This window comes from Jatrophihabitans lederbergiae (assembly GCF_031845305.1).
Taxonomy (GTDB): domain Bacteria; phylum Actinomycetota; class Actinomycetes; order Mycobacteriales; family Jatrophihabitantaceae; genus Jatrophihabitans_A; species Jatrophihabitans_A lederbergiae.
This window is the reverse complement of the sequence record NZ_JAVREH010000148.1, coordinates 1-1,677: the sequence shown is the minus strand read 5'-3', so window position 1 is coordinate 1,677 and position 1,677 is coordinate 1. Positions and strand designations below refer to the sequence as shown.

Genomic DNA, 1,677 nt, shown 5'->3' with positions numbered 1-1,677 from the left:
CACGTGGAACCGGCGCACCGAGCGACCTCGGCCAAACTGTCCTGCCCGCACGGCACAATCGGAAACCACAGAGGCTGCCGCCCCAAGAACGACGATCAACAGGCGCCGCGTGAAAGTTTCGGGCTAGTGAGTGCTTGCCGAGTCAACGAGTGCGGCATGTCTCTGAGACCTCTATCGGGGGAAGATCAATGAATTCCGGCCATGCTCCGACCCGTGCCCAAAAGTGTTTGACTTAATCGCTTGCCTTCCGGACCCTCGAGATGTTCAATGAGCCGACCAGTTGTTTTAAACTTCCGGGGGAGCTTTGATGAAGCGTAATAAACGGTTGTTCGCGGTTTGTATGAGTGCTGCAGCTCTGGTGGTGGCCATAGTGCCGACATCAGCTGGCGCAACGCGTGCCCGCGTGGTGCCTCGGAATCCGGCATCAGAGTTGCGCGCTCGCAACCAGTGTTCGACGCCAACAACGGCTCGTTCCGGTGGCTGGGTGTGCGTTACCTCATCGACTCGCAAGCAAGTCACGCCGAGCGTGGCCCAATCGGGGTACTGCGGCGTCGGTGTGGGCTGCTGGACCGTCTACGACGACTTCCGGGCGGGCTACTACGCGACCAACATCGAGTTTGGCTATAACGGCCGCCATCTCGGTGAGACCCATATCGACTATACGTGGCAGCTAACCGGCGCTCAAACGCAGGCGAACCCCATTCGGGTGCGCGTCAACACTAATGTCAGCGCGATCATCTTCTCCGGAGATCTTGCCAATGGCGGGGTCGGACGCCCAACAGATGGTGGCTCCGTCATCTCTCAGTGCGCTCCGGTGGTTGGTCACCCCCAGCTCGCGAACACTTTGATCAGCTGGACTCCAAACGGCTGCCGACTCTACGACAACAACAATGCCGACCACAACATGGCGATCGAAACGGGCTGGGAACTTCCTGGTTATTCAGGCTACTGGTACGTGTATGCGCGCAGTCCCGTAGCCCACGGCCCCTACACGTACCGTTTTCCACTGCAGGTGCTCTACCCGGTTCAGCTACCGTCGCGGGTTACACCCCATGAGTGGTAGGGTCGACGACCTTGACGTCAAGAAAGGTACTCCGTGAAGAAGCTTGCTTTCACCGGCATCGGCTTCCTGATCATTGCTGCCGCGTCGGTACTCAGCGTGGAAGCCGCCGGTGCCGGTGGCAACTCACCGCGCCACCAAGAGTACCAGCAGTCGGTGCACGATCCAGCGTCAGGTTGCGCCGGCAACGCCGCGCCCGTCACCGGCACAGGCGGTTGGACGTGCTTCGATCCGACGCACCACTGACGCCGTTCTCATCGGGCCCGGACGGTCTCGGCCCAGTGGCGTAGCGGAAAAAGAACTTCCGATTTGCCGGCGAACTTAACCCGCACGTCTTGGGCCGTACCCACCCACTCGCATGCCCAGAGTCGCCCTACCCCAAGGACCGGTGGTTGTGAGCCGCCTGCTAGCGCAACGGTCACGGTCTGTTCGCTCGGCGCTTCGCCATACAACACCCACCACGTTTGTGTGTGACTCGCCCGCCCGCTGTCTAGCCCGGGGCTTTCATGGTGGCGGCGTGCCGGTGAACTGAAAAGTGCTCCAGGTCAACGATGATCGAGGTTCTTGAGGCCAGATCGTCGTCAACAAGGAGCACCTTCAGGGTGAAGAATATCGGT

At 60.5% G+C, this 1,677-nt stretch carries 2 protein-coding genes; both read left to right on the top strand.

Features of this window, described 5'->3' with window-relative positions; all coding sequences use genetic code 11:
- The first annotated feature begins 307 nt into the window (after positions 1-307).
- On the top strand, positions 308-1,063 hold the full coding sequence (locus RM423_RS24620; RefSeq protein ID WP_311425674.1) for a hypothetical protein: 756 nt from the start codon (positions 308-310) through the stop codon (positions 1,061-1,063).
- Between the two features lie 33 nt (positions 1,064-1,096).
- Entirely contained in the window at positions 1,097-1,306 is a 210-nt protein-coding gene (locus RM423_RS24615; protein WP_311425673.1) for a hypothetical protein, read from the top strand.
- Positions 1,307-1,677: the final 371 nt, after the last annotated feature.

Excerpts from the sequence above, each read along its gene's own strand:
- RM423_RS24620 (WP_311425674.1), top strand. The coding sequence starts at position 308 with ATGAAGCGTAATAAACGGTTGTTCGCGGTTTGTATGAGTGCTGCAGCT.